This window comes from Oceanobacillus neutriphilus, from assembly GCF_014645515.1.
Classification (GTDB): domain Bacteria; phylum Bacillota; class Bacilli; order Bacillales; family Amphibacillaceae; genus Oceanobacillus; species Oceanobacillus neutriphilus.
The window spans coordinates 225,805-248,488 of record NZ_BMLW01000006.1; the positions used below are offsets into that span (position 1 = coordinate 225,805).

Here is a 22,684-nt window from a genome sequence, read left to right on the forward strand (position 1 = left end):
GAAAAATAGCGACGTCTCTTTAACGCCGCTATTTTCTTCATTTTAATTTGCAATTCGGGCAATATTTCCTTGTTCAATATAAACAAGCAGAATAGAAATATCTGCAGGATTTACTCCTGAAATTCTGGATGCCTGGCCTACAGACAGCGGACGGACTTTTTTCAGTTTTTCAATCGCTTCTGTGGCAATTCCGTTAATTGCTGTATAATCAATATCTGCTGGTATTTTTTTATCTTCCATTTTAAGCATTCTTGCTACTTGCTCTCTTGCTTTTTTAATATAGCCCTCATACTTAATTTGAATAGCAACCTGCTCTTTTACATCCTCACTGATATTCTCGCCTTTTTCAATCATTTGTTCTATATGCTCATATGTTAATTCCGGGCGTTTTAATAAATCGTATGCTTTGACTGCTTCCTTCATCGGTACAGCTCCGGCAGCTTTCATGACATTTTGTACTTCTTCTGCCGGTTTGACAACGATTCTATTTAAACGTTTCTTCTCAGCTTCCACCTGTTCTTTTTTCGCAGTAAAAGCTGTATATCTTTCCTCAGAAATTAACCCATAATCATATCCAATATCTGTAAGACGTAGATCAGCATTATCATGACGGAGCAATAAACGGTATTCTGCACGTGATGTCAGTAAACGATAAGGCTCGTTTGTCCCTTTTGTTACTAAATCATCAATCATAACACCAATATAGGCCTGAGAACGATCTAAGATAATTGGCTCCTTGCCTGTAACTTTTGCTGCTGCATTCATCCCTGCCATTAAACCTTGGCCGGCTGCTTCTTCATAGCCTGAAGTTCCGTTAATCTGGCCGGCAGTAAATAGACCTGGTAAACGTTTTGTTTCCAATGTCGGCCAAAGCTGTGTCGGCACGACAGCATCATACTCAATCGCATAACCTGCCCGCATGATTTCTGCATTTTCCAGACCTGGAACGGATTTTACCATTTCATGCTGAACAGATTCCGGTAAAGATGTGGATAGCCCCTGCACATAGACCTCTTCTGTATTTCTTCCTTCCGGCTCTAAGAAAATCTGATGACGCGGTTTATCATTAAAACGGACAATTTTATCTTCAATCGATGGGCAGTATCTTGGACCTGTCCCGCGTTTCATACCGGAATACATCGCAGATAATGTCAGGTTTTCATTAATTACCTGGTGTGTAAATTCATTTGTATACGTTAACCAGCATGGAATTTGATCCTCGATAACTTCTGTTGTCTCATATGAGAAGCTTTTGGGATTCTCATCCCCTGGCTGAATTTCAGTTTTTGAATAATCAATTGTATGACTGTTTACACGCGGCGGTGTACCAGTTTTAAAACGTGTTAGTTTAAAACCCAGCTCTTCCAGGTTCTCTGATAATTTAATGGACACACGCTGGTTATTTGGTCCACTTTCATACTCTAAATCCCCCATCAATACTTTCCCGCGCATAAAGGTTCCGGTAGTAACGATGACAGATTTTGCATAATAAGCAGCTTTTGTTTCTGTGATGACCCCTTTACAAATGCCATCTTCTACAATAAGAGAATTAACCATTCCCTGACGAACAGTTAAGTTTTTTTCATTTTCAACCAGATTCTTCACTTCCTGCATATATACCGGTTTATCAGCCTGTGCACGCAATGCTTGTACAGCTGGCCCTTTCCCTGTATTCAGCATACGCATTTGAATATAGCTTTTATCAATGATTTTCCCCATAATTCCGCCGAGTGCATCAATTTCACGTACAACAATACCCTTTGCAGGTCCACCGATGGATGGGTTACAAGGCATAAAAGCTATCATATCTAAGTTCAATGTCAGCATTAATGTTTTTGCTCCCATACGGGCAGAGGCATACGCTGCTTCTACTCCAGCATGACCGGCTCCAACAACAATGACATCATAATTTCCTGCATTGTAAGTCATTTTTTTTCTTCCTTTCCTTTATTAAACATATCCCTTATTTTCCTAAGCAGAATTGAGAAAATAACTGATCAATCAAACTGTCGCTTGCTGTATCACCAATAATTTCTCCCATAAACTCCCACGAACGTGTCACATCAATTTGAACAATATCCATAGGCATCCCCAGTTCGATTGCTTCACGGGCATCAACTAATGCCTGCTTTGCCTGCTTCAGCAGTTGGATATGGCGCACATTGGATACATATGTTAAATCTCCTGCATCTACTTCACCAGAAAAAAAGGTATTGGCAATTGCCTGCTCCAGTTCATCAACGCCCTGCTCTTCAATTAAGGAAGTTGTTACAACAGACTTCCCTTCTGCAAATGCCTTTACCTCTTCTAAATCTAATTTCTGTTCTAAATCTGTCTTATTAATGATAACAATATATTCTAATCCTTGAACAGCTTCAAATAATTTTTTATCTTCGTCGCTTAAAGCTTCATTATAATTTAACACAAATAAAATTAAATCCGATTCCTTCAATACCTGTCTGGAACGATCCACACCGATGCGCTCAACAATATCCTCTGTTTCCCGGATACCGGCTGTATCGACTAAGCGTAATGGAACACCGCGGACATTCACATACTCTTCAATAATATCTCTGGTTGTTCCCGGTATTTCCGTTACAATCGCTTTATTCTCCTGGACTAATGTATTCATTAAGGAAGATTTTCCGACATTTGGCCGTCCAATAATAGCTGTTGCCAGTCCTTCACGCAAAATTTTACCCTGGGCAGCAACCTCCAGAAGCTTCTCTAATTCGAGACCTACCTCTTTTGTCTTTTCTTCCATTAAGGTATGCGTCATTTCCTCTACATCATCATACTCCGGATAGTCAATATTTACCTCTACATGAGCAACTGTTTCCAGCAATTCCTGCCTTAACGTCTGGATAAGCTTCGACAGCCGTCCATCCATTTGCTTTAATGCCACATTCATTGCTTTATCTGTTTTCGCACGAATCAAATCCATAACAGCCTCTGCCTGTGATAAATCAATACGCCCGTTTAAAAAGGCACGTTTTGTAAATTCACCAGGCTCAGCCAGACGTGCTCCTTTTGCCAGCATAATTTCTAATACACGGTTTACAGACACTAAACCGCCGTGACAATTAATCTCGACAATGTCTTCCCGCGTAAACGTTTTGGGAGCACGCATCACAGATACCATGACCTCTTCTGCTAATTCCCCCGTTACTGGATCAACAACTTTTCCATAATGAATCGTATGAGAATCTACCTCTTTCAGGTTCTTTCCTTCAAACACATCAGAGGCTAACGATATTGCTTCCGGCCCGCTTAAACGCACAATTGCAATAGCTCCCTCGCCAATTGGAGTAGATATCGCCGCTATTGTATCTGTATCCATCTTATTCACCTGCCTTACCTTCATTCTATATCTATAATTAATTCGTTAATTTTTATTATCACTAACAATCAAGAATAACATAGATTTAGAAAAAAAGAAACTTATCCACATAGATACTTCTTTTGTTCTCAAATTGCTGTTATCCACATGTGTATAAAGTTTTTTAATAACCTTTTCTATCAGTGGATAATTGAAAGATGCTGATATAACTTGCTCCCACTTATTATTTGTGACACATTACTAATAGAACTATTCATTTTAAAGCATAGGGGGGAAAAATATTGGGTAACCCATTTATTATTGCTGTAGGAGGAGTTTCAGGAAGCGGGAAAACAACAGTATCCAAAGATTTAAGCAGTAAGCTGGGAAATGCTAAGACCTTATTTTTTGATGACTACGATTTTAACGGCCCTTCTAATATAATTGACTGGGTTGAACGCGGAGCTGATTATGATGAATGGGATTTGGATTTATTATTAACTCAACTTTCGCACCCTAAAAAATAACTTTCTTATCATAGTGATAGGTGTTTATCGTTCCTTCCATCTATCTCTTGACAAACCATAAATTCTAGCTGGAAGGTAACGTGTAAGGCCACCGCTGCGTCGGACCGTTTTGCTTTCCTAGGGGCATACTCTTCAGCTAACTTTTGCCAAGAAGAACACTTGGCAAAAGTGGATCTTCAGATGATGCTATTCCCTCAGGAGTCAAAACGGTCCGCCTCCGTTAGAAGGAGTGCTCTATACAAGTTGAAATAGATGACTAAATAGAAGTTAGATCAGATAAAACATTTTTCCTGGGTTCATAATATTCTGTCACGATTACTTTCTGTTCATGAAAGCTATTCCCGATATTTACTATTCATGCCGAATCAACCATTTGAAACACTAAAATGATCTTTTCATCAAGCAAAAAGCAATGATTTCATTCAACTCCATCAGGATATGATTTCTTGCATTCGCTGTAGAAGCCTAACTGAGCGCAGACCAACCACGGAGACTCCTATGGGAACAGGGCGAGCTGAAGATCCACTTGAAAAGCGGTTTTCTTTTCAAGTTAGCTGAAGCCGTCCCCATGGAAAGCGTAGTGGTTGGTCGGAGCGGCGCTATATACAATCTCCATTTTAATAGTAAGATGATTTAACAACATGCAAACGGGATAATGAAGAACACGTTCGTTCAGATTCTGTTAAGTATATTGTAATCGACTTTCCATTTGCATATCAGCATGCACACATCAAGGAGTGGATTAACTTTGCTGTATTTATAGATACACCACTGGATATCGCTTACGCACGCCGGCTTGTCAGGGATTTTCAAGACAGCACTGCAAAAAATATCTTATTGGATGCAAAGAACTATCTTTCAGCTGGAAGAAATGGCTACCTGGAAATGTTACAATCCATCAAACCTTCATCAGACCTGGTTATTGACGGAACATTACCTGTATCAAAAATGACTGATATAATTTTAAAAACAATATCGAAATCTTATTCTTAATGGTGGATAAAGCTAAAGCTAGCTGATTAAGGATTAATTTTAGAGGAATGTTCAGCAAATCGTATAGAAAAAACCAAAACCTGAGAGATTGGATGCATTCTCAGGCTTTGGTTTTAAGGTTTAATAACAATATGGCGATGCGGCTCGACACCATCAGAATAAGTAGAAACCTGCTTATCCTGCAGGACACTATGGATAATTTTACGTTCAAATGCCGGCATCGGCTCCAGCACAACCCGTTTCTTTGTTTTCTGTGCTTTATCCCCCATTTTCAACGCAAGTGATTCTAAGGTTTCTTTTCTTCTTGCTCGATACCCTTCTGCATCCAATGTTACTGTATAATACGTATCATTATGCTTATTAATAACTAAATGCACTAAATACTGCAACGCGTTCAAGGTCTGGCCTCTTTTTCCGATTAACTTTGCAATATTTTCATGGTGCATTGTATATGTTACATGATTATCCTTGACTTCAGTGTCTATTTTTACTGAGAGATTCATGTTGCTAGTAACTTCTTTGATAAATTGAGCTGTTTCTTCAACTGGATCCTTTGCCACTGTTACTTTTACAAAGGCACGCTTGGATCCAAAGATCCCAAAGACTCCTTTTTTACCTTCATCAATGACCTCAACATCTACTTGGTTCTTTTCCACTCCTAATTGCTCCAGAGCTGATTGAACCGCTTCTTCAACTGTTTGACCACTTGCAGTTACTTCTCTCAATCGTTTCCCCTCCATTTTTCAGCATAAGCGTCCGTAATTTTCCTTATTTAGTAAAGAAATATTACCATAATTTATGCGGAAAATAGACGCTATATTTAATTTCTGAAGAGCTTCATAATTGCTATATATATTTACATAAAACTTAAAACTGTTTAACTATTTTACTTATTAATAATGAGGGAATTTCTTCCCTCATTATAACAATTATTTTTTGGCCATCATCGGCTTATTAATAAGAAGTGTCTGGCATACCATAAAGATGTTACCAGTTACCCAGTACAACGCTAATGCTGCCGGGAAGAAGAATGCCATTACACCAATCATAATCGGCATAACATAAAGCATAATCTGCAGCTGTAATCTCATTTGTGGATTACTGTTTGCTGATGAATTCGTAGACATCATTAATTTCTGCTGTAAGAAAGTAAATAGCGCTGTCAGAATCGGCAAAACATAATCCGGTGTTCCAAGCTGGAACCAGAGAAAATCATGTGTAGCAATTTCTGTCGTACGTCTAATCGCATGATACATCGCAATAAATATTGGCATTTGTACAAGAATCGGTAAACAACCAGCTAACGGATTAACACCATTTTTCTGGAATAATTGCATTGTTTCCTGCTGTAATTTCTGCTGTGTATTCGCATCCTTGGACGCATATTTTTTCTGAAGCTCCTGTAATTGCGGCTGAACTTCCTGCATTGCTTTCGTGCTTTTAATTTGTTTCACGTTTAATGGCACTAATATTAAACGGATAAGTACTGTCACTAAAATAATTGCCAAGCCATAGTTTTCATTCAAAAATTCTGCAATCTTCGTTATAAACCAAGATAATGGATAAACGAAAACTGTATTCCAAAACCCTTCACTTTCAGGTGTAATCGGTTCATCAATTTGGGTACACCCAGCTAAAAAAACCGCTAACACGAGAAAAGTGATTAATATCCCGTATTTTTTGCGCAAAGCTTTTCCTCCTTAATATTCCCAATGCTTCTACTTGTTATTTTAGCTTATTTACATTGTGAATTCTATCTTAAACTTGTCCTTACTTTGAATGCTTAAATAGTTTTTCTTTATATAATAAATGCGAAAGACTTTTTTTCATCATTTCGTAACTCATTGTTCTGGTTGGGTTTCTGGCAATGATTACAATATCATAGCAAGGTTTAATATCCTTCTCTAACTCTTGAAAAGACGTCCGCAGCAATCTTTTTATCCGATTCCTGACGACGGCATTTCCTATTTTTTTCCCGACAGACAGGCCGACCCGGAAATGATTCTGATCTTCTTTCTTTCTATAATAAATAACCAGCTGTCTATTTGCGAAAGAATTCCCATGCTTAAAAGCTGCTTGGAATTCTTCATTTTTTTTAATCCGAAATTGTTTTTTCACCGTCATCACCTTTTAATTTAACCCACATACATTTTCTTCTATTCATCTCATTCTATCAAAAGCCTGTCCATTTTTATCAACAAAAATCAGCTTAAAATATGTAATCCGATGTGAATAAACCTATCCTCTAAATACAGAAAAAAAACCACTGATAGTTGTCAGTGGCTTATGCAGATAAAACTTTACGTCCTTTGCGGCGACGACGAGCCAATATATGACGACCATTTTTTGTGCTCATACGCGTGCGAAAACCGTGAACTTTTTTACGTTTGCGATTATTTGGTTGAAACGTTCTTTTCATGAGTGTGCACCTCCTTGGAAAATCCAAGTTTCATATTTAAACTAAAAATAGCTTATAACTTATCCATTAGACAGTCCTTGATATTATACGAAAAATATACTCAATTTGTCAACCGGCTATTGAATAAAATTCTACTTCTTTTCTTTCTCACACATTTTTCAGTGATTTCATCAAAATTTATCATGCAAAACCTTCTTTAAATTTTTCACCACATGAAGCTTTGTTTTTTACTTTTTCCGATTAAAGCCAACTATATTCCATTTATATTAAATAGAGTTTTTCACACCATTACACTTTTCTTCTAAATAAATATTATTTCCATTCATCCCCTTTATATTCTGAAATAATACAGCTATTAGTACAGTTACTACTAAATTTCTATTTTAGCAATCCTCTTTATTATCCACAGTCTGTATCGAATAATATCTCCCTCTATTTTTCTATCCACACAAAAAATAAACAATTTAACCACAAAATATAGCGTTGTTTACAACTGAAACACACAACAGATAGAATATGTGGATAACTATTTGAAAGCCATTGATTTATTCGCTTTTATTTGGTATTATATTTATGTTTTAGTTTGTGGAAATAATTTATACTAATTAAACTTATACACAGAATGTGGATAAGGTGTGGATAGTTTTTCCACTGATTTTTGATAAAGTTTTCTACAAGGCTGTGGATAGCGTTTATATTTTTAGTTTTTCTTTAAAATTATCTTTACTGCGTGCAGAAGTAATCCTTCTCCAATCTGGAATTGCGCATGTAATTTATTATTTTATTATTTATCCACAGGCTTTTTTTCATTTTTTATACGTCTGCCTTTCCATCTAACCCCTGAAATAGATTGAGAGAGGCTTTTTTCTTCTAAAATAGAGCTTCATAAAAAGGTATATGGGCAACTGTTTAAAACTTTGCTTTAGTTTGAAGTATATGAAATAGCTATCAATAATATCTATTTTTATTCTCTCTTAATCCTGAGCGGCGAATATCCCGCTCGGTTCTTTAGCATCCTTTTTAATATGAACTTCTATTATCTATAGCAATAAGACAAATGACTTTTAAAAAGTCGAGTCTTTACTATTGCTGTCCATCCTGACAACTATATTTCCTAACTTAGGTCGAAAGGAGTGAAAGTAACTTTGGAAAATATTGAAGAACTTTGGGATGCAACATTAAGCACCATCCAGGAAAAATTAAGTAAACCGAGCTTTGACACTTGGCTGAAAAACACGAAGGCCCTTCACTTAGAAAAAAATACATTGGTTATCACCGCTCCAAATGAATTTACAAAGGATTGGCTGGAAACGCAGTATACAGATTTAATTACACAGACCTTAGAAGAAATCACTGGTTCCAATCTGAACGCCAAATTTATTATTCCTGATTCTGTAGAGGAACCATCTGATCAAAAACCGATGCCAAAACCGAATATTGATGCTAAAACAACGGATTCTCCAAAATCGATGCTTAATGATAAATATACATTCGATACTTTTGTTATCGGCGCCGGGAACCGCTTTGCGCACGCAGCATCTTTAGCTGTTGCCGAAGCTCCTGCCAAAGCATATAATCCATTATTTATTTATGGTGGAGTTGGTTTAGGAAAAACACATTTAATGCACGCCATTGGTCATTATGTAAGAGAGCATAATAAAAATGCAAAAGTGGTTTATCTGACCTCTGAAAAATTTACGAATGAATTTATTAATGCCATTATGGATAACAAATCGAATCATTTCCGCAATAAATATCGCAATATTGATGTCCTTCTTATTGATGATATTCAATTTATTGCGGGAAAAGAATCAACTCAGGAGGAATTTTTCCATACTTTTAATGCGCTGCATGAGGAAAGCAAGCAAATTATTATTTCCAGTGACCGGCCGCCAAAAGAAATTCCTACATTAGAGGATCGCTTGCGTTCGCGCTTTGAATGGGGACTGATTACGGATATTACACCTCCTGACTTAGAAACAAGAATTGCTATTTTAAATAAAAAAGCAAAAGCGGAAGGATTAGATATTCCAAATGAAGTCATGCTGTATATTGCTAATCAGATAAATACAAATATCCGGGAGCTGGAGGGCGCACTGATCCGTGTTGTCGCTTACTCTTCTTTAGTAAACCAGGATATCGATGCTTCTTTAGCAGCAAATGCTTTGAAGGATATTATTCCTAGTAATAAGCCAAAAGAAATTACTATTCCAGCTATCCAAGAAGTTGTAGCGGATAGATATCATATCCGGCTGGAGGATTTTCCTGCTAAAAAGCGTACCAAGTCTATTGCCTTTCCAAGACAGATTGCGATGTATTTATCTAGAGAGCTGACGGATGCTTCTCTTCCAAAAATTGGCCAGGAATTTGGCGGAAGAGATCATACAACCGTCATTCACGCACATGAAAAAATCTCAAAGCTGCTTGAAACGGATACAGAATTAGATCGGGATATTGAAGAGTTAAAAGAAAAGCTTAAATCTTTATAAGCTGCATGGCTGTGTATGGTGTGTAAAGACTGAACAACATATAAACAGGTTATACACATGTGGAAAACTTTGATGTTTTTAATGTAATCCTACTTATCCACAGAAACCACAGCACTTATTACTATTATTACTGTCTTTTATATTAATAATTAATAAATAATAGAACCCTTTTTCATCAATTTAGGAAAGAATTTAAGAAACAGCTGCAGCAAGGCTTTTCTTATAAAATCAAGGAGGATATGTACATGCGTTTTACAATACAAAGAGATAAATTAATTGCTGGTGTACAGGATGTTATGAAAGCAATCTCCGCCAGAACAGTTATTCCAATATTAACTGGAATGAAAATTGAAGTGAAACAACATGGAGTTACTTTAACAGGCAGTGATTCGGATATTTCGATTGAATCTTATATTCCAGCTGAAGATGAAGACAAAGTATATATTGAAAATATTGAAGAAGGGAGTATTGTGTTACAGGCTAAATATTTTCCAGATATTGTCCGCAAACTTCCTGAATCACAGGTTGATATTGTTGTTGATGATCAATTTAATGTAAAAATTACTTCAGGGAAATCAGAGTTTAATTTAAATGGCCAAAGTGCGGATGAATACCCGATGCTTCCAAAGCTGCAAACAGAAAATAGCTTTGAAATGAAGATTGATTTATTAAAAAGCATGATTAAGCAAACTGTATTTGCTGTATCTACGATGGAAACAAGGCCGATTTTAACTGGTGTCAATATCAAATTAGAAGATCAAAAACTTGTATTTACTGCAACAGACAGTCATCGTCTGGCAAAAAGAGACATTCCGGTAACAAGTACAAATGTAACTATTGAACAGGTTGTTGTACCTGGAAAAAGCTTGAATGAATTATATAAAATTTTAAATGATTCCGAGGAAACTGTGGAAATCAGTGTAACCAATAACCAGATTCTTTTCCGTACGAAGCATTTGAATTTCTTATCCAGATTATTAGATGGAAATTATCCCGAAACCTCGAGATTAATTCCAGACCATAGTAAAACTACCATTCAAATTAAAACAACACCGCTTTTAAGATCAATTGAACGTGCTTCTTTATTGGCAAAGGAAGAAAGAAATAATGTTGTTAAGTTTACAAGCAATGATAATGGTTTGATAGAGATTTCAAGTAACTCTCCGGAAATCGGAAATGTAGAGGAAGAAGTAACTGCTGATAAGATTGAGGGTGAGAACTTAAAAATATCTTTCAGCTCAAAATATATGATCGATGCGCTGAAGGCGATTGAATATGACGAAGTAGTGATTGAATTTACTGGAGCAATGCGTCCATTTGTCATTCGTCCGGCTGAAAATGATTCTATTCTTCAGTTGATTTTACCAGTAAGAACATACTAAGAAATATTTGTTTTTTAATGCGTTACGCGTTAAAAAGTGTTGGATCAGGGAATAAGTAAAAGTTATACCCTGTAAACTAAAAGCTCTTTTAATTAAAAAGGGCTTTTTAGTTTTTTTAAAGAGTAGGAAAGTATATAAGATGCTGGAGATAGCCGCTCCAACGGTTTTGATGAGGTGAGTAATCGCAACCCCAGAAATACATTATGCTTTTCGTGGGCAACGCCTCAGCCTCCTCGGAAGAAGACCATTTCCTGCGGGGTCTTCACCTGTTGCTTTTCCCGTAGCGGACATCTCCTTGGCAAGAACACAAGTGATTTTCTTGGTTTTTCTTAGAGAAAGGAAGTCTGTCCACATTTTTTCTGATCATCAGGAAAAAATAGAATGTTCCCCGTGGATAAAACTTTATCGGAAAAATCGCAATGTCCAGATACCCACGCTGAACATTTGAGACAATTCAACTGAAAAAAGGACAATTTTAATCTTAATAAGTTTAAATTCGCCTTTTGGTTATTTCATTTTTTACAAGCCCTTTTAAAAAACAACATAAAACGCGCTCTAAGAAGAGAAGAGAGAAATAAGAATGCCCCCATTAAAAAAGTCTAAAAAACGCTAAGACATATCTTTTTGTAATTATTTGAGGCCTTTCCTTCCTTTTTTAATCAATTTTTAGTAAAATAGAAAATAGAAGAAATAATATACGTGTCTGTATTCACTTTTATAAGGCAGACAAAACAAATAGAAAGTATTTGGTGATATCATGCATGAGCAGATAAAGATAGATACGGAATATATTACGCTTGGGCAATGTGTCAAGCTGATTAATTTTTTGGATTCTGGTGGAATGGTCAAAGCATATCTTCAAGATGTAGGAGCTGTGGTAAATGGAGAACGTGAACATCGCCGCGGGAGAAAGTTATATCCGGAAGATGTCCTTGAAATAGATGAGATAGGATCCTTTGTCATTTTCAAAGAGGAATAAAGAATGCATATTGAACAGTTAAAATTGACCAATTACCGCAATTATGAAGCATTGGATATCACATTTGATGATAAGATTAATGTCATCATTGGAGAAAATGCTCAGGGAAAAACCAATCTGATGGAAGCAATTTATGTACTCTCATTTACCCGTTCTCATCGGACAATGCGGGAAAAAGAGCTCATACGCTGGGACTCAGATTATGCTACAATAGAGGGCAGGATTACAAAAAGGAATCAGTCCATCCCCCTGCAAATCTCCATTTCCTCTAAAGGAAAAAAAGCAAAAATAAATCATTTGGAGCAGCACCGGTTAAGTGATTATATTGGTGCGGTTAATGTGGTTATGTTTGCGCCGGAGGATTTAACGATTGTTAAAGGAGCTCCGCAGATTCGCCGTCGTTTTATGGATATGGAATTAGGTCAGATCCAGCCAACCTATATCTACCATTTATCCCAATATCAAAAAATACTGAAGCAAAGAAACCATTTATTAAAGCAGCTGCAACGTCAGAGCAGTGCTGATGAAACTATGTTGGATGTATTGACAGACCAACTGGTTGAGCATGCTTCTTTTTTGTTGGAGAGACGATTTGTTTACCTTGACCTGCTGAGAAAATGGGCAGGACCTATTCATGAAGGAATCAGCCGTAATCTAGAAAACTTGGAAATTAAATATGATGCGACAATAAAGGTATCAGAAGACGCAAATAAGGAAAAAATAACTACTAACTATGAAGATTCCTTTAAGGAGGTCCGAAAAAAAGAAATCGAACGCGGCACCACATTGATTGGTCCGCACAGAGATGACCTTATCTTTTTTGTGAATGGCAAGGATGTCCAAACGTATGGTTCACAAGGGCAGCAAAGAACGACTGCCTTGTCCATTAAATTGGCTGAGATAGAATTGATTTATCAGGAAGTGGGTGAATATCCGATTCTTTTACTTGATGATGTATTAAGTGAACTGGACGATTACCGCCAGTCTCACCTATTAAATACGATTCAGGGAAAAGTGCAGACATTTGTTTCAACAACGAATGTCGACGGTATTCATCATGAAACGTTGAAAAATGCAGAGTTATTTTATGTTCATCAAGGTATCGCAACAAATAAAAAAGAATCGTAATCTGCTGCTGTTTTAAGGTAAATGTGCAGTGTAAGAATGGAAGAAGTCTGATTAAACGAAGAAAGGAAGCGATTGATCGTGTTCATCCACATTGGCAATGATAATGTTATCCGGTCCCGGGAGGTCATTGCGATAATTGATTACGATTTATATACAAATGCATCAGGAATGTATCAGATGATACAGGAATGGAAGCAGAAGGATAGAGTTTCCGGTCCCGAAAAAAAGGCAAAATCCATTATGATTACAGAAAATCGTATTTTTTTCAGTACCTTATCGGTAGCTACTTTAAGAAAGCGGTCAGGTATTTTAACAACAATCAGTAATTTAGAAGATTATTATGAAGAATAAGTCTGAACAGCAAAAATTAAGAGATTCCAGATGCACGATGATGCAGAACAATCTCTTTTAAATATAAAACGAAACTTCCTTCAGTGGAAGTTTTACAGACGGTTATCCGTGATTAATTGATGAAGCGTAATTCATATAGAAATGAGTGTGAGAAGATGTCGATGGAAGACAAAGTAACAGAAAACCAAGCCTATGATGCTGACCAGATACAAGTACTTGAAGGTCTTGAAGCCGTTCGTAAAAGACCAGGAATGTACATCGGTTCCACCAGTGAAAAAGGATTACACCACCTTGTCTGGGAAATTGTCGATAATAGTATCGATGAGGCGCTGGCAGGTTATTGTGATCACATTGAAGTCATTATCGAAGAAGATAATAGTATCACTGTAAAAGATAATGGCCGGGGGATCCCTGTCGGTATTCAAAAGAAAACAGGCCGTCCAGCTCTGGAAGTTATTATGACAGTGCTTCATGCCGGCGGTAAGTTCGGCGGCGGCGGATATAAAGTTTCCGGTGGACTTCATGGTGTAGGTGCATCTGTTGTAAATGCTCTTTCCAGTAAATTAGAGGTGACTGTCCACCTTGATGGAAAAATTCACTATCTTTCTTTCCACAAAGGGGTTCCTGATGGTGAGATTGAGATTATTGGTGATACAGATATTACAGGAACCGTAACACACTTTATACCAGATACAGAAATTTTCACAGAAACTACCGAGTATGATTATGGAACATTAGAACAACGTCTGAGAGAGCTTGCTTTTCTAAACAAAGGCTTGCGTATATCTATTGAAGATAAGCGTACCGATAAAGAGCCGGCAACATATTATTATGAGGGCGGAATCAGTTCTTATGTAGAATTTATTAATAAAAATAAAGAAGTACTGCATGAACCATTCTATGCTGAAGGGGAAGATCAGGGAATTTCTGTAGAGGTTGCTATTCAGTATAATGATGGTTTTGCAACCAGCTTATATTCTTTTGCTAATAATATTCATACCTATGAGGGCGGAACACATGAAGTTGGTTTCCGTTCAGGGCTGACGCGTGCCATCAATGATTATGCGAAAAAGAACAGCCTATTGAAAGATAATGAATCAAACCTGTCTGGAGAGGATGTCCGGGAAGGTTTGACAGCAATTGTTTCCGTGAAGCATCCAGATCCGCAATTTGAAGGACAGACAAAAACAAAACTGGGAAACAGCGAAGTACGTGCCATTACAGATGGCGTATTTTCAGAGACTTTCTCTAAATTTCTTTATGAAAATCCAACGATTGCCAAAATTATTGTGGAAAAAGGGTTAATGGCGTCCAGAGCACGTCTGGCTGCTAAAAAAGCAAGAGAGCTGACACGTCGTAAAAGTGCGCTCGATGTAACAAGTCTGCCAGGAAAATTAGCTGATTGTTCTTCCAAAGACGCATCAAAAAGCGAGCTGTACATTGTAGAGGGTGACTCTGCCGGCGGTTCCGCAAAATCAGGAAGGGACCGTCACTACCAGGCAATTCTTCCTTTACGGGGAAAAATCTTAAATGTCGAAAAAGCGCGTCTGGATCGAATTTTATCAAATAATGAAGTACGTGCCATGATTACGGCATTAGGAACTGGTATTGCCGAAGATTTTGATATATCTAAGGCACGCTACCATAAGGTGGTTATTATGACAGATGCTGATGTGGACGGAGCTCATATCAGAACATTATTATTAACATTTTTCTATCGATATATGCGTCCATTAATTGAGCATGGCTATATTTATATAGCACAGCCGCCGCTTTATCAAATCAAGCAGGGCAAAGCGGTTCATTATGTTTATTCCGATAAAGGTCTGGATGCCCTCCTTGCTGAGCTTCCAAAGGCACCGAAACCAGGTATTCAGCGTTATAAAGGTTTAGGAGAAATGAACGCAGACCAGCTTTGGGATACAACAATGAACCCGGACTCACGTACATTACTGCAGGTTGAGCTTAGCGACGCAATTGATGCGGACCAGGTTTTTGATATGTTAATGGGCGATAAAGTAGAACCGCGACGCAACTTTATTGAAGAGAACGCCCAGTACGTACAAAACTTAGATATTTAAGGGAAATCACTGAAATAATAGTGATTGGGAGGTTATTAGACTATGGCAGAGGAAAATCGTCCGAGTGTCCAGGAAATAAATATAAGTAAAGAGATGCGTACATCCTTCTTGGATTATGCGATGAGTGTTATCGTAGCAAGAGCATTACCCGATGTTCGTGATGGAATGAAGCCCGTCCATCGTCGTATTCTTTACGCAATGAATGATCTGGGAATGCACTCTGACAAAGCATTTAAAAAATCAGCACGTATCGTTGGAGAGGTTATTGGTAAGTACCATCCACATGGTGATTCGGCTGTTTATGAGACAATGGTAAGAATGGCACAGGATTTCAGTTATCGATATATGCTTGTGGACGGGCACGGGAACTTTGGTTCCGTCGATGGCGATTCGGCAGCGGCAATGCGTTATACTGAAGCACGTATGTCCAAGATTTCTATGGAGCTCCTTCGTGATATTAATAAAGACACGATCGACTACCAGGACAACTATGATGGTGCTGAACGTGAACCGGTCGTGTTCCCGGCACGATTCCCTAATTTACTTGTTAACGGAACATCGGGAATTGCAGTTGGGATGGCAACGAATATTCCACCGCATCATTTAGGTGAAACGATTGATGCTGTACTGGCTGTAAGTAAAAATCCGGATATAACAGTAGATGAAATTATGGAAAGCTATCTTCCTGGTCCAGATTTCCCTACGGCAGGTCAAATCTTGGGAAGAAGTGGTATCCGCAAAGCCTATGAAACAGGAAAAGGATCTATCACAATCCGTGCCAAAAGCAATATTGAGCAGGGTAAAAATGATAAAGAAACGATTATTGTGACAGAGCTTCCTTACCAGGTGAACAAAGCTAAGCTTATTGAAAAAATAGCTGAACTTGTCCGTGATAAAAAAATTGATGGTATCACAGATCTTCGTGATGAATCTGACCGTAATGGGATGCGGGTTGTAATAGAGCTGAGAAGAGATGCAAATGCGAATGTGGTATTGAATAATTTATATAAGCATACTTCGTTGCAAACAACTTTTGGTATTAATATGCTTGCTCTTGTTGACGGGCGTCCAAAAGTATTAACGATTAAACAATGCTTAGAATACTATTTAGAGCATCAAAAAGAAATTATCAAGCGCCGTACAGCGTTTGAGTTAAATAAAGCGGAAGCACGCGCACATATTCTTGAAGGCTTGCGTATTGCGCTTGATCATTTGGATGAGGTTATTTCCTTAATCCGTAATTCCAAAACAGCAGATATAGCAAGAGAAGGTTTAATCGAACGCTTTGAGTTGTCTGAAAAACAGGCCCAGGCAATTCTTGATATGCGTCTGCAGCGTTTAACAGGCTTAGAACGCGAAAAGATTGAAGAAGAATACAAAGAGCTTCAGGCATTAATTGCTGAGTTAAAAGCAATCTTAGCTGACGAAGAAAAAGTATTGGAAATCATTCGTGAAGAGCTTATTGAAGTTAAAGAGAAGTTTCGTGATGACCGCCGTACAGAAATTGTTGCGGGCGGGGCAGGTTTCTTTGAGGATGAAGATCTTATTCCTGTAGAGAATATCGTTATCACGCTGACACACCAGGGTTATATTAAACGATTACCGGCGTCTACGTATCGTACGCAGCGCCGCGGCGGCCGCGGTATTCAGGGGATGGGAACGAATGAGGATGACTTTGTAGAGCATCTTGTATCTACCTCAACCCATGATACGGTTCTATTCTTTACGAACAAAGGGAAGGTTTATAAAACAAAAGGATATGAGGTTCCTGAGTTTAGCCGTACTGCCAAAGGCATCCCGATTATTAATTTGCTTCAGGTAGAAAAAGGAGAATGGGTCAATGCAGTTATCTCTGTATCTGAGTTTGATGAAGACCACTTCCTGTTCTTTACAACGAAGTACGGGATTGCGAAACGTACCTCCCTTGAAAAATTCAAAAACATCCGCAAAGGGGGCCTCATTGCTGTAAATCTTCGGGAAGAGGATGAATTAATTTCTGTTCGTATGACCGATGGCGAAAAAGAAATTATGATTGCTACGAAAAATGGCTATTTGATCCGCTTTGAAGAAGAGCAGATGCGCCCAATGGGAAGAACAGCGGCAGGAGTAAAAGGAATTTCCCTTCGTGAGGATGATGAAGTAGTCTCCATGGAGATTATGGAAGAAGGTTCTAAAATTCTTCATGTAACAAGTAAAGGGTTTGGAAAGCAGACACCAGAAGATGAATATCGCCGTATCAACCGCGGAGGTAAGGGTGTATTTACTTGTAAGCTTGATGAGAAAACAGGACATGTTGTTGCTGTGAAGGCTACCCATGGTGATGAAGATTTGATGGTTATTACCGCCCAGGGCGTGCTTATTCGAATTCAGGTATCCGATATTTCTCAAACTGGCAGAAACACCAAAGGAGTGCACTTGATTCGTCTGCAGGATGATGAAGAAGTTGCAACTGTAGCCCGGATTGAGAAAGAAGAAGATATAGTCGAAGAAGCAGAACAAGCTGAGCAGGAAGAGCAAACAGAAGTATCTGAGGGGAATAACGAAGCGGATGATAATAACGAGTAACAGGCAAGCTTTTTAGTCTATGTTGTTATCAAATGATGCTATAAAGAAAATCAGCCGCCTGGCTATGGAATATAGCTTGGCGGCTGATTTTTTATTTATCCTAAAAATTTTGCAATAAACACTGGCTGATAAGAGCTGGTGTTTTTTGCTGTGTTATTTTCAAAAATTGTTGAATAAGCGGATACTCCCGATCTGCCTTCATTTGAATAAGCTCTCCCCACCACTCTGTCTCATATCGGCAAATCATACTTAAATTAAACAGAAGTAGATAATGTACCAGAATCTCAGAATAAGGGAAATAGTCTGCTCTCGCTGCTGGAAAATAAATAAATTCGTTATGCAAATGATAACGAAAAGGCCCATGCCAATCTTTGACGGATTCTGTCAGATAAAGCTGCAACTCCCCCTCTTTTTGCTGAATATCCCCGATAGGAGGTAAAAATGGGCGAATGCGCTCTACGAATGTATCTTCCTTTAAATGAAATCCATCCAAAACACTATCTGGGAAGCTAAGCAGTTTACTCTCCTTCTCCCCAACAATAATCATGGGCTTTTCTTTGTAAAAGCTCCAGATATTATTTAATTCTGGAATAGAGCGCAACAGCAGCTGCATCGAAACACGATTTAAGGGAAAAGGATGATGAGAAAATAAATAACGGCTGACATAGGGAAATAAACCCTGCTGCTGAATTTTGACTTCATCCTCGATAAAACGATAATCTTTGCGCTTTCTTTTCCGGGCTGTCAGGCCGTGTGCGAGTACAGCTGTCGTTTCCGGATAATCAGGACGTTTTGTCAGCAGCCAGCCTTTTAAAAGATGTATCATTCCATAAAAAGAAAGGACAGGCTGGACCAGAATACTGCTCCTTTGGCTGGATTCCATAAAACGGCTTCCATTACTGATATAGTGTATGAAAGCAGAACTGTTTTGATAGCTTTTTGTTTTCCTATCATCCTGAGATTGATAACTTTTTTCTAAATAATTTTGCGCGTTTTCTTCCGCGGTTAAAAATGAATAAATTTCTTCATAAGGTATCATTCCTCCAGCTCCATAACTATTTAAATATTTTGAATCTATCTTCTATTTGTACTTATATGTAGGGTGCTTGAAAAAGCTTAAAAGATAGAGTAATGTAAGTAAAAATAGATATTTGCTACTACTTTCACAAAGGCGGTATTTTTTAGCAGTTTCTCCGATATCGTATGAAGATATACCTTGAAAACTGTATAGCATCTGCAAAATGAAGTGAAACTATGTTGTAAATTCAATGATTGGAGGATGAGCTAGCAATGAGAGAAGACAAATTTGCAAAAGAAGGTTTAACGTTTGATGATGTATTACTTGTTCCGGCTGAATCAGAGGTTCTACCAAACCAGGTGGATTTAAGTGTTGATTTAACATCAAACTTAAAGCTGAAATCACCATTTATCAGTGCCGGGATGGATACAGTAACAGAAGCAGAGATGGCGATTGCCATGGCACGTCAGGGCGGATTTGGAGTTATTCATAAGAATATGTCTATTGAACAGCAGGCAGAGGAAGTAGACCGTGTAAAACGCTCTGAAAGTGGTGTTATCACGAACCCGTTCTTCTTAACTCCTGAGCATCAGGTATATGATGCAGAGCATTTAATGGGGAAATACCGCATTTCAGGAGTTCCAATTGTTAACAATATTGAGGAACAAAAGCTCGTCGGTATTTTGACCAATCGTGATTTACGCTTTATTGAGGACTATTCGATTCTGATTTCAGAAGTAATGACAACGGAGGAATTGGTAACAGCACCAGTGGGCACAACATTGGATGAAGCGGAAAAGCTTCTGCAGAAATATAAAATTGAAAAGCTGCCTCTTGTGGATGATAAGGGAATTTTAAAAGGATTGATTACGATTAAAGATATCGAAAAGGTCATTGAGTTTCCAAATGCAGCAAAGGATTCACAAGGACGCTTAATTGTAGCGGCTGCTGTCGGTGTTACAGGGGATGCGATGAAGCGGATTGAAAAATTAGTTGATGCCGGAGTAGATGCCATTGTTATTGATACAGCACATGGCCATTCTAAAGGTGTTCTTAATCAATTAAAATATATCCGTGAGGCTTATCCTGATTTAGCAATTATTGCCGGAAACGTGGCAACAGAAGATGGAACAAGAGCTTTAATTGAGGCTGGAGCTTCTGTTGTAAAAGTAGGTATTGGACCTGGATCTATCTGTACAACCCGTGTTGTTGCCGGTGTCGGTGTACCGCAAATTACCGCTGTTTACGATTGTGCCCGGGCAGCGAAGGAGTATGGTGTACCGGTTATTGCAGACGGCGGGATTAAATACTCTGGTGACATCGTGAAAGCTCTAGCAGCAGGTGCGCATGCAGTAATGCTTGGAAGTATTTTTGCAGGAACATCGGAAAGCCCGGGGGAAACAGAAATTTTCCAGGGACGGCAATATAAAGTGTATCGCGGTATGGGATCTGTCGGAGCAATGCAGGCAGGATCAAAGGATCGTTACTTCCAAAGTGAATCAGAGAATAAAAAACTTGTTCCAGAAGGTATTGAAGGACGTATTGCCTACAAAGGGTCACTTGGAGATACCTTCCATCAATTGATAGGCGGATTGCGCGCCGGTATGGGCTATTGTGGAACAAAAACATTAGAGAGCTTAAGAAATGACTCCCGATTTATCCGCATTACAGGAGCCGGATTGAAGGAAAGCCATCCACATGATGTACAAATTACGAAAGAAGCTCCAAACTATTTTGTACAGTAATGAATTGAATTTCATCTGATGACAAATTTGTGTCATACGGTCATAAAAAAAATAGATAGAGGATGTTGCTCTATCTATTTTTTTATATGTTTTTATGGTAAAATGTGAAGCGTGCTTAGCAGAATACATAGAACTTATCACAGTGCTGCGCTTTTGGGTGGGAAGAGTAATTTTACAAGCCATATTCAGTGAGAAAAAGAGCGGAAAAAGTCACAAAATAAAGTGTCGTTTTATGTAAACAAGCTATATTATTAAACGGAGGTACGGAAATGTGAGAAAGTCTATGAGTAAATTATTTCTTTTGGTGGCTGCAGCAGCGCTTGTCTTGACATCTTTAGGAACACCAGCCATGTCTGTTTATGCAGAGGAATTAGATCTAGAGGCAGAATCAGCAATTTTAGTGGATGCAGAAACGGGTAAAATTTTATACGCAAGAGACCCGGATGTGGCATTGCCTCCTGCTAGCATGACAAAAATGATGACAGAATATCTTGTTTGGGAAGCAATTGAAAACGGGGATATTTCTTGGGATACAACAACACAAATTAGTGATTACGCATATAGTATATCCGCAAATGGTGATTTTTCAGGTGTCGGATTAACGCAGCAAAAAGACTATACGGTAAAAGAATTATATGAAGCAATGGCCATTAATTCGGATAATGCAACAACGATTGCATTGGCTGAATTAATTGCAGGATCTGAAAGTGAATTTGTTACATTGATGAATGAAAAGGGCGAAGAATTAGGTCTTCAGGAATATAAATTTGTCAATTCAACAGGGTTAGATAATGAGAGTTTAGGGGATAACTATCCTGAAGGAACCAGCCCAAATGATACAAACCTGTTGTCATCCCGTGCAGCAGCAATTTTAGCGACAGCTTTAGTGAATGACTACCCAGAAGCATTGGAAATATCCAGTATACCGAGTACGGAATTTGACGGGCAGGAAATTGATAACTGGAATTATATGCTGGATCATGATTCTGTGAACTTGGAACAATACTATTATGAAGGTGTAGATGGTTTGAAAACGGGTCATACAGACCTTGCCGGTTATGCTTTTACAGGAACAGCAGAACGTGATGGAAGGCGTCTTATCACTGTTGTTATGAAAACATCCAGTACGGAAAAACGCTTTGAAGAAACTGCAAAGCTGCTGGATTATGGATTTGACCAATTTGAAACAAAAGAATTATTTCCTGCAGGATATCAAGAGGAAGGCGAAGAAACCATTCCTGTCGCAAAAGGAAAAGATAAAGAAGTAAATATTGGTATTAATAATGCTATTCAGGTTCCTGTAAAATCAGGTGAGGAAGAGCTGTATCATTTAGAGTATACGTTAGATGAAGATAAGCTGAACAATAATGGTGAACTGGAAGCTCCAGTAGAAGCAGATGAAGTAATAGGAACAGTTAACGTCGTCTATGATGGAGAAGAAGAAGACTTTGGTTACATTTCAGACGAAGCTAGTGAGGAAAGCTACGAATTAGTAGCCATGGATTCTGTTGAAAAAGCCAATTGGTTTATGCTTACTTTACAATCCATAGGTGATTTCTTCGTAAATATGTTCCAGGGAGCATACAACTGGGTGAAAGGACTTTTTTAATTAATTTCTCCAGAAACCTTGCATCCTGATATGAAATAGCTTATGATATACAATAATTCAAAGAAACCATAATGTGTTG

Annotated in this window: 17 protein-coding genes and 1 other annotated feature (1 of these 18 cut by a window edge); of the genes, 10 read left to right on the plus strand and 7 right to left on the minus strand. The window is 38.1% G+C overall.

All coding sequences use genetic code 11. The features are described 5' to 3' along the window. Positions 1 to 42 precede the first annotated feature (42 nt). Complete coding sequence (gene mnmG, locus IEX29_RS11620) at positions 43 to 1,929, minus strand: tRNA uridine-5-carboxymethylaminomethyl(34) synthesis enzyme MnmG (RefSeq protein ID WP_188734627.1); 1,887 nt, start codon at positions 1,927 to 1,929, stop codon at positions 43 to 45. 34 nt (positions 1,930 to 1,963) lie between these two features. Further along, entirely contained in the window at positions 1,964 to 3,340 is a 1,377-nt protein-coding gene (gene mnmE, locus IEX29_RS11625) for a tRNA uridine-5-carboxymethylaminomethyl(34) synthesis GTPase MnmE (protein ID WP_188734628.1), read from the minus strand. A 281-nt stretch (positions 3,341 to 3,621) separates the two neighbouring features. Here mnmE and IEX29_RS11630 point away from each other — a divergent pair, with 281 nt between their 5' ends. Beyond that, the gene (locus IEX29_RS11630; protein WP_188734629.1) at positions 3,622 to 3,846 is read left to right on the plus strand and encodes a nucleoside/nucleotide kinase family protein; all 225 of its coding nucleotides are present in this window, start codon (positions 3,622 to 3,624) and stop codon (positions 3,844 to 3,846) included. Between the two features lie 1,106 nt (positions 3,847 to 4,952). Here IEX29_RS11630 and jag read toward each other — a convergent pair. The 4 genes from jag to rpmH all read right to left on the minus strand — a co-directional run bounded on the left by jag (position 4,953) and on the right by rpmH (position 7,258). Then, entirely contained in the window at positions 4,953 to 5,564 is a 612-nt protein-coding gene (gene jag / locus IEX29_RS11635) for an RNA-binding cell elongation regulator Jag/EloR (protein WP_188734630.1), read from the minus strand. 204 nt (positions 5,565 to 5,768) lie between these two features. Further along, positions 5,769 to 6,527, minus strand: coding sequence for a membrane protein insertase YidC (yidC, locus tag IEX29_RS11640; RefSeq protein WP_077602790.1), 759 nt, complete (start codon positions 6,525 to 6,527; stop codon positions 5,769 to 5,771). 82 nt (positions 6,528 to 6,609) lie between these two features. Then, the gene (gene rnpA / locus IEX29_RS11645; protein WP_188734631.1) at positions 6,610 to 6,957 is read right to left on the minus strand and encodes a ribonuclease P protein component; all 348 of its coding nucleotides are present in this window, start codon (positions 6,955 to 6,957) and stop codon (positions 6,610 to 6,612) included. Positions 6,958 to 7,123: 166 nt separating this feature from the next. Beyond that, a complete protein-coding gene (gene rpmH, locus IEX29_RS11650; protein ID WP_042528652.1) occupies positions 7,124 to 7,258 on the minus strand; it encodes a 50S ribosomal protein L34 in 135 nt (44 codons plus the stop codon). 1,145 nt (positions 7,259 to 8,403) lie between these two features. On the opposite strand from rpmH, the gene dnaA reads away from it, so the two are divergent. The 7 genes from dnaA to gyrA all read left to right on the plus strand — a co-directional run bounded on the left by dnaA (position 8,404) and on the right by gyrA (position 18,233). Next, positions 8,404 to 9,747: a chromosomal replication initiator protein DnaA gene (dnaA, locus tag IEX29_RS11655; RefSeq protein ID WP_188734632.1), complete on the plus strand. Its 1,344-nt coding sequence runs from the start codon at positions 8,404 to 8,406 to the stop codon at positions 9,745 to 9,747. A 245-nt stretch (positions 9,748 to 9,992) separates the two neighbouring features. Beyond that, positions 9,993 to 11,129, plus strand: a complete 1,137-nt coding sequence (gene dnaN, locus IEX29_RS11660; RefSeq protein WP_188734633.1) for a DNA polymerase III subunit beta — start codon at positions 9,993 to 9,995, stop codon at positions 11,127 to 11,129. A 757-nt stretch (positions 11,130 to 11,886) separates the two neighbouring features. Continuing rightward, entirely contained in the window at positions 11,887 to 12,108 is a 222-nt protein-coding gene (gene yaaA, locus IEX29_RS11665) for a S4 domain-containing protein YaaA (protein WP_077602794.1), read from the plus strand. Between the two features lie 3 nt (positions 12,109 to 12,111). Further along, positions 12,112 to 13,236 carry a DNA replication/repair protein RecF gene (gene recF / locus IEX29_RS11670; protein WP_188734634.1) on the plus strand — a complete coding sequence of 375 codons (1,125 nt, stop codon included), beginning with the start codon at positions 12,112 to 12,114 and terminating at the stop codon, positions 13,234 to 13,236. A gap of 78 nt (positions 13,237 to 13,314) precedes the next feature. After that, positions 13,315 to 13,587, plus strand: coding sequence for an extracellular matrix regulator RemB (remB, locus tag IEX29_RS11675; RefSeq protein WP_156986312.1), 273 nt, complete (start codon positions 13,315 to 13,317; stop codon positions 13,585 to 13,587). A gap of 155 nt (positions 13,588 to 13,742) precedes the next feature. Further along, positions 13,743 to 15,668 (plus strand): DNA topoisomerase (ATP-hydrolyzing) subunit B, encoded by a 1,926-nt coding sequence (gene gyrB, locus IEX29_RS11680; protein WP_188734635.1) that lies wholly within the window; start codon positions 13,743 to 13,745, stop codon positions 15,666 to 15,668. Positions 15,669 to 15,710: 42 nt separating this feature from the next. Next, positions 15,711 to 18,233, plus strand: a complete 2,523-nt coding sequence (gyrA, locus tag IEX29_RS11685) for a DNA gyrase subunit A (protein ID WP_188734636.1) — start codon at positions 15,711 to 15,713, stop codon at positions 18,231 to 18,233. A gap of 100 nt (positions 18,234 to 18,333) precedes the next feature. On the opposite strand, the gene IEX29_RS11690 is transcribed toward gyrA, so the two are convergent. Continuing rightward, a complete protein-coding gene (locus IEX29_RS11690; protein ID WP_188734637.1) occupies positions 18,334 to 19,272 on the minus strand; it encodes a YaaC family protein in 939 nt (312 codons plus the stop codon). A gap of 251 nt (positions 19,273 to 19,523) precedes the next feature. Between IEX29_RS11690 and guaB the strand changes: the two genes are divergently transcribed. Both guaB and IEX29_RS11700 read left to right on the plus strand, forming a co-directional pair. Next, on the plus strand, positions 19,524 to 20,996 hold the full coding sequence (guaB, locus tag IEX29_RS11695) for an IMP dehydrogenase (protein WP_188734638.1): 1,473 nt from the start codon (positions 19,524 to 19,526) through the stop codon (positions 20,994 to 20,996). A 283-nt stretch (positions 20,997 to 21,279) separates the two neighbouring features. Further along, on the plus strand, positions 21,280 to 22,605 hold the full coding sequence (locus IEX29_RS11700) for a serine hydrolase (RefSeq protein WP_188734706.1): 1,326 nt from the start codon (positions 21,280 to 21,282) through the stop codon (positions 22,603 to 22,605). A gap of 67 nt (positions 22,606 to 22,672) precedes the next feature. Beyond that, positions 22,673 to 22,684: a binding site (T-box leader), on the plus strand; it runs 219 nt beyond the window's last position.